We start from the raw sequence: 6,871 nt of genomic DNA on the forward strand, positions 1-6,871 counted from the left end.
ATGAACTACCCAGACCTACTTCGTTGAGGTCTGGGTTTCTACAACCAGACCAATAGGTTTGTGTTTCTGACGCTTCGCTTGTCCTAGTTGCTTCATGCTTCCCGTTTGCTTGCGCTGACGAGTTTCTGAAGTAGAGCTAGAGACATCAGCGTCTACGAGGCTCGTTCCAAGCCCCGGTAGAATTCCTAATGCCCACAAAAGCATAACTAAAGCCGCCGCTAAATCTCTATCCATCGTAAATCCACATTTATGACAATGGTGAACTCTTTCGTCTAAGGTCTTTTTCTGCTGATTTCCACAGTTAGGACAGGTTTGGGATGGTTTCACTTGGCGAGTAGGAACCTCAATAAAAACCCCGCCAGCGTCTTTTACTTTGTATTCAATCGCTGACCTTAACATCCCCATACCCACATCCAAAATGGATTTGTTTAGTCCGGCTTTTTGTTTTTTGCGCTTGCCTTTTTTGGCTTGGCGGGTCATTTTAGAGACTTCTAGCTTTTCCGTAGCAACGAAGCTATTACAGCGCACAATGTCTGTTGCTACTTGGTGTACCCAGTTTTGGCGCTGATTAGCTACTTTGCGAGTTACTTTGCTAATTTTTGCCTGGTTTTTTTTCCACCGCCTAGAGCCTTTCTGTTTTTTCTTTCTATTGGGCGCTGTTTTACGACGCTTCCCTTTAGAAAGATGCTTGATTTTTGCCTCAGCTTTTCGCAAAAACTTAGGGGCTTCAACAAAAGAATGGTTTTTCCCATCAGTAATTGCTAATGCTGACTTGCAACCCAAGTCAATGCCGACTGAGCCAAAATCTGTTTGCCTTGTCGCTGCCTGCAATTCGGTTAGGTTAACGGTTATGCTGGCATACCATTTCCCATTACGGTAAACAAGGGTACAAGTTGTTGGAGTTCCCCAACTTCTGGCTTTACCGCGCATCTGGATAGAACCAATTTTGGCTAAATCTAGATAACCGTTATCACCCGTTGTGTGTACCTTCCAACCTGTTTTACTGGGATACGTCCAGCCAGAGTAATGCCTGATTGACTTATACTTAGGTCGCTTGGCTAACCCTTTAAACCACCGATTAAATGCGTAATCAACACGCTTTAACGTAGCCTGCAAGGTCATACAATTACACTCTTTGTACTCTACCCAAACTTCCTTGAAGGCAGGTAAAGAGTTTTGTTGCTCGAAGTAGTCAACCCGATGGTTAAACTTTTGGTACTGAGTGAACCGATTACAAACAGCAGCGTTGTACAAATCCTGGTGCAACTTACGGTGATACCGCAATATCTGCTCTTGCTTTCTATTGGGGTATAGCCGAAAAGTTACACGTCTTGTTCGCATTGCTGTTTCCTCCTGTTAAGATTAATCTAGCACATTCAGGTGGGGTTAAGTTAAGGCTTATATCAAATCCCAGGAAACACCTCAAGATTAACCCTGAGCGAAGTCGAAGGGTTGATTGCCTCCGTTCCTCCGGCAATCCGCTATCCCTCCCTACCCTACTTCGTTGAGGGTAGGGACTCCCGCGATACGTTGAAACCAATCTATACCATTGTAGGGATACAGGGGCATTGGTATTCGAGCTGTGGCTTGCATGGTAATGTTTCTGTATCTCTACTAAAAATTGCCAATTTTTCAGTAAATTTGAATACAAAAAGGCAAATTTCGTAGGGACACGACATGTTGTGTCCCTCGGAAAAATGAATGAATAACGTATGATGAAAAGCTGATCACGGCTAAACCTGGCTTAAGTCATGGTAATGATTCTTGACGTTCCCATGGGTTGCCCTCTAGCCTATATCGCATAAGATGTTGAAGGCATCATGTTTGAGGAGGGAGCGGTTCAATGTGTGGAATCGTTGGTTATATCGGCACGCAACCAGCAACAGATATTTTAATGGCAGGGTTAGAACGACTCGAATATCGAGGCTATGATTCTGCCGGAATTGCCACCGTTTGGGAAGGAGAGATTCAGTGCGTTCGCGCTAAAGGCAAACTCTACAATTTACGAGAAAAACTGGAACGTACCGATAACCAAGCCCGACTTGGTATTGGACATACCCGTTGGGCAACTCACGGAAAACCGGAAGAATATAATGCCCATCCCCATACCGACACCCATCAGCGCGTGGCGGTGGTGCAAAATGGCATCGTGGAAAACTATCGAGAATTACGGGAAGACTTGAAAAAACGGGGACATGAATTCCGTTCTGATACCGATACCGAAGTGATTCCCCACCTGATTGCCGAGTTTCTCCCCGAACCCTCAACCCCGGATTTTCAACACCCGAATGCCTTTTTAGACGCCGTGCGCCAAGCGGTGAATCAACTCCATGGGGCGTTTGCGATCGCGATTATTTGTGCCGACTATCCCGATGAACTGATTGTCGCACGACAACAGGCTCCCTTAATTCTGGGATTTGGTCAAGGGGAATTCTTCTGCGCCTCCGATACTCCCGCCCTTGTCCCCCACACCCATGCCGTGTTGAACCTAGAGAATGGCGAACTGGCACGGTTAACCCCCCTAGGGGCAGAAGTTTATAACTTTAACGGGGAACGTCTTCGCAAATTCCCCCGTACCCTCAACTGGAATCCTGTACAAGTGGAAAAACAGGGATTCCGTCATTTCATGCTCAAAGAAATTTTTGAGCAACCGGGTGTGGTACGAACCTGTTTAGAAGCTTATATTAGCAGTGATTGGTCAGCGGGAGAAAATGATAGCAGTAGCGCGATACCTGATCAAAACCCAGTCGCCGGAGACACCCCATCCACAACCACGCCGATACAATTGGGACTTCCTGAGTCGTTGTATGAAAACTTAGAACACGTTCAGATATTGGCATGTGGTACCAGTTGGCACGCCAGTCTTGTCGGGAAATACCTGATCGAACAACTCGCCGGAATTCCCACGATGGTACAATATGCCTCAGAATTCCGCTATGCTCCCTCACCCTTGACGCGCAATACCCTCACCATTGGCGTTACTCAATCAGGAGAAACTGCTGATACCTTAGCGGCGTTGGAGATGGAAAAACGACGGCGTACTGGTTTAGGACAAGAGTATCAGCCGCGACTGGTGGGGATTACCAATCGTTCCGAGAGTTCTCTGGCGCATTTAGTCCCGCATATTATTGAGACGTTTGCGGGAATGGAAATTGGTGTCGCGGCAACGAAAACCTTTGTCACTCAATTGGTGGTATTTTACTGTTTAGCGCTGGATTTAGCCTATCAACGCCAAACCCTACCCCCGTCAAGGATTGCCGAAATTATTGCTGGGTTGCGCCAACTTCCCTCCCAGATTGAGTTGGTGTTATCGCATCAGGAACATTATCTGGAAGAATTAGCCCATGAGTTTGCCGAAACCCAAGATTTCATCTTTTTGGGGCGTGGGATTAATTTCCCCATCGCTTTAGAAGGGGCGTTGAAGCTTAAGGAAGTCAGCTATATTCACGCTGAAGGGTATCCAGCAGGGGAGATGAAACATGGACCCATTGCCCTATTAGATTCTAAAGTTCCCGTGGTTGCGATCGCGATGCCGGGTACTGTGTATGAAAAGGTGCTATCTAATGCCCAAGAAGCCAAGGCGCGAGATGCGCGATTAATTGGGGTGACACCCATGCATGATCCAGAAGCGGCTCAAACCTTTGATATTTTATTATCGGTGCCAGTGGTGGAGGAATTATTGTCTCCCATTTTGGCAGTGATGCCATTACAGCTTTTGGCATATCATATTGCGGCGCGGCGGGGTTTAGATGTGGATCAGCCTCGGAATTTGGCAAAATCAGTCACGGTGGAATAAATAGGTGGGGACAATTAAAGTTAACGGTGGAGATCGTCATTCGTCATTTGTCATTCGTCATACTCGCTTCGCGAGAAGCAAGCTACGTTTATGTAAAGGTTTGAGGGTTGTTTACATAACTTCATAAGGTTGAGTTTATTTCCACCAACCTACTGGACTGACACAGCTAAAATTGTGGAATAGATTTGGCGGTGAAATTGGGCGCACGCCATGCGCCCCTACAATTCTAATTCATCAAATAAGGTGTGCCACGCCACTACAGATGTCGAGACGTATCAGGTTGTTATATCAGGTTTGCCTTTATTCCCCCCTTTTGCCACGGCGATTGAAATCGCTGCTACATAAACTCTAAACCCATTACTTGACGATAGTGGGCTTCAAACGGCTGGACGCTTTTAGACTGGCGACTACTCATCCATTCACTTTGCTCAAATAATTCCTTCCTTAATTCATCTACGTCAATGCGGGTGACTTTTCCATCCGCAACGACTCGTTCCCCATTCACCCAAACCGTATCCACTACATTTGTCGGACGCCCTAACACCAGTGAAGCGATCGGATCAGTACGCGGTAATACAGATAAATTGGTCAAATCATATAACACTAAATCAGCTTTTTTGCCGATTGTCAACGAACCTAACTCATTCGCTATATTTAACCCCTTTGCCCCACCTAAGGATGCCATCTTAATCGCCTGACGCGGCGTAATCCAGTGGCGATAGTCTAAATCAGTGGTATTGTGCAATAATGTACCAATTTTAATCGCTTCTAAGACATCTTGAGCATCATTACTCGCTGCACCATCACAACCAAAGGTAACATTAATTCCTGCTTTCCGGTAGTTCAAAATGGGGGCAATTCCACTTCCTAAGCGCAAATTACTCAAGGGATTGTGAACTACAGTCGATCGCGTTTGGGCTAAAATCCCAATATCGGCATCATCTAACCAGACACAGTGCGCCAAAGAGGTGCGCCGACTCAAGTAGCCCAGTTGTTGCAAATGTCTTACCGCACTACAGCCGTATTTTTCTTGCGCTAGTTGCTGCTGTGCTTTTGTTTCCAATAGATGGGCGTGACGACATAAATTCTCGCGATCGCTTAATTCAATGCAACCCTCGAACAGTGCGTCTGAACAGAGTTGTATCCCCGTTGGCGCAACAAGAATGTTGATTCCTGATTCGGGATGATGAAATCGCTGCACCACCTCCTGCATCAATGCCAGGATTTCCTCGGTTGAGTGATGATCAGGATCATGGTTTTGCTTCACATCCCCATCGGGAATCCCCTGCGACAGGGATTCATCTTGAATCAACGGACCAATAAATGCCCGAATTCCAATCTCTTGATAAGCCCGAACCACCGCCGCAACGGTTTCAATTTCTTTCCCTGGAATTAATACCAAATGATCGACAACTGTTGTCCCGCCTGATAGTAATGTTTCCACGGCTGTGCCTAACGCACTTAAATAAACCTGTTCTGGTGTTAACGGCGTAAACTCATAAAGTTGGGCAATCCACAGTTCTAAAGGTAAGGGTGGAATAATACCCCGTTGCCACATCTCCGAGGAGTGAGTGTGGGCATTAATGAAACCGGGGAGAAGCAGTTTATTTTTGCCATCGACTATATTTGTGCTTTCTCCAGAATTAACAGAGGAATGAGAAACAATCGTGGCGATCCGATCGGCATCAATTTTGACATCGACAGTTGTATAGTCCGGTTCAAGGGGAATTAAAACGTTTTCAATAATAAAACTCACGATTGATTAGTCGTTTAGGAAAAAAAATATTCGCATAAATCTGGTTCGTAGTTGCGCTAAAGCGCTATAAATTTCCAGTTTGCTGACGATAAACCCTAACGTTAGTTAAGGGAAATGACACTAACTTTAGAGTTTGTTGTTAGCGCTTGAGCGCTTAAGGCACGCTTCGTGCCTACTACGAACGCAGATTAAGGGTGTGTCCCCTGGCGAAGCGCGATCGCATCAGTCATGCCTAAACGATAGCACCGTTATATTCTGGCTCATGTCTGGTCAGCCGTGCAATCCTGAGTACAATGATTGGCGTATCTATCATGACTGGAATACCATGAATCAACCGTTACGGACATTAGGTGTAGCCCCCAATGCTTGGGGAGTGAATGATGCGATCGCGGATTTGACTCGCCCCTCCCTAACTCCTCATCCCATTACCCTTACCACCGAAACCAAAAGCCTGCGCCTGGATTTAGTCAAATCTGCCATCCTAATCATCGACATGCAAAATGACTTCTGTCATCCTGATGGATGGTTAGCCCATATTGGCGTAGACGTAACCCCCGCCCGCAAACCAATCGAACCTCTGATAGCCTTGCTTCCCCAGTTACGAGAGGTTAATGTCCCCGTGATTTGGGTGAACTGGGGAAATCGTCCCGACTTACTCAATATTAGTGCTGGATTGCGCCATGTTTATAATCCCACAGGTGCAGGAATTGGACTCGGTGATCCCTTGCCTAAAAGTGGGGCAAAAGTGCTAACCAAAGACAGTTGGGCAGCGGCAATTGTGGATGGATTAAACCACGAACCTGAAGATATTTATATTGACAAATATCGCATGAGTGGCTTCTGGGATACTCCCTTAGACAGCATTTTACGCAATATGGGCAAAACCACTCTTTTCTTTGCGGGTGTCAACATTGATCAATGTGTCATGGCAACATTACAAGATGCTAATTTCCTGGGATATGATTGCGTGCTACTCAAAGATTGTGCGGCAACAACATCTCCTGATTACTGCTTTAAAGCCACGATTTATAATGTTAATCAGTGTTTTGGATTTACCAGCGATTCCCAATTACTTCTTAAAGCTTTAAAAGCGTAAAAAAATCAGAATGCAGAGGGCAGATAGGCAGGGGAGACAAGGAAAATGGTGAGAGTTAGCAGCTACTAACGGTTTGCATCAAAAACGAATGACCAATGACCAATGACCAATGACCAATGACCAATGACCAATGACCAATGACCAATGACCAATGACCAATGACCAATGACCAATGACCAATGACCAATGACCAATGACCAATGACCAATGACCAATGACCAAT

Annotated in this window: 4 protein-coding genes; 2 read left to right on the forward strand and 2 right to left on the reverse strand. The window is 45.8% G+C overall.

Annotation, left to right across the window (positions count from 1 at the left end; translation table 11 throughout):
• Window positions 1-15 precede the first annotated feature (15 nt).
• The gene (locus tag RIG66_RS02160) at window positions 16-1,341 is read right to left on the reverse strand and encodes an RNA-guided endonuclease InsQ/TnpB family protein (RefSeq protein ID WP_446374775.1); all 1,326 of its coding nucleotides are present in this window, start codon (window positions 1,339-1,341) and stop codon (window positions 16-18) included.
• A gap of 502 nt (window positions 1,342-1,843) precedes the next feature.
• Here RIG66_RS02160 and glmS point away from each other — a divergent pair.
• A complete protein-coding gene (glmS, locus tag RIG66_RS02165; RefSeq protein WP_446374776.1) occupies window positions 1,844-3,796 on the forward strand; it encodes a glutamine--fructose-6-phosphate transaminase (isomerizing) in 1,953 nt (650 codons plus the stop codon).
• A 337-nt stretch (window positions 3,797-4,133) separates the two neighbouring features.
• On the opposite strand, the gene RIG66_RS02170 is transcribed toward glmS, so the two are convergent.
• Window positions 4,134-5,552 (reverse strand): amidohydrolase, encoded by a 1,419-nt coding sequence (locus RIG66_RS02170; protein WP_446374778.1) that lies wholly within the window; start codon window positions 5,550-5,552, stop codon window positions 4,134-4,136.
• 325 nt (window positions 5,553-5,877) lie between these two features.
• Between RIG66_RS02170 and RIG66_RS02175 the strand changes: the two genes are divergently transcribed.
• The gene (locus tag RIG66_RS02175) at window positions 5,878-6,648 is read left to right on the forward strand and encodes a cysteine hydrolase family protein (protein ID WP_446374780.1); all 771 of its coding nucleotides are present in this window, start codon (window positions 5,878-5,880) and stop codon (window positions 6,646-6,648) included.
• Window positions 6,649-6,871 lie beyond the last annotated feature (223 nt).

The organism is Coleofasciculus sp. E2-BRE-01, assembly GCF_040221695.1.
Classification (GTDB): domain Bacteria; phylum Cyanobacteriota; class Cyanobacteriia; order Cyanobacteriales; family Coleofasciculaceae; genus Coleofasciculus.

What these genes read in the sequence shown, in the direction of transcription:
- RIG66_RS02160 (WP_446374775.1), bottom strand. Translation starts at nt 1,341, where the DNA reads ATGCGAACAAGACGTGTAACTTTTCGGCTATACCCCAATAGAAAGCAA.
- glmS (WP_446374776.1), top strand. Translation starts at nt 1,844, where the DNA reads ATGTGTGGAATCGTTGGTTATATCGGCACGCAACCAGCAACAGATATT.
- RIG66_RS02175 (WP_446374780.1), top strand. Translation starts at nt 5,878, where the DNA reads ATGAATCAACCGTTACGGACATTAGGTGTAGCCCCCAATGCTTGGGGA.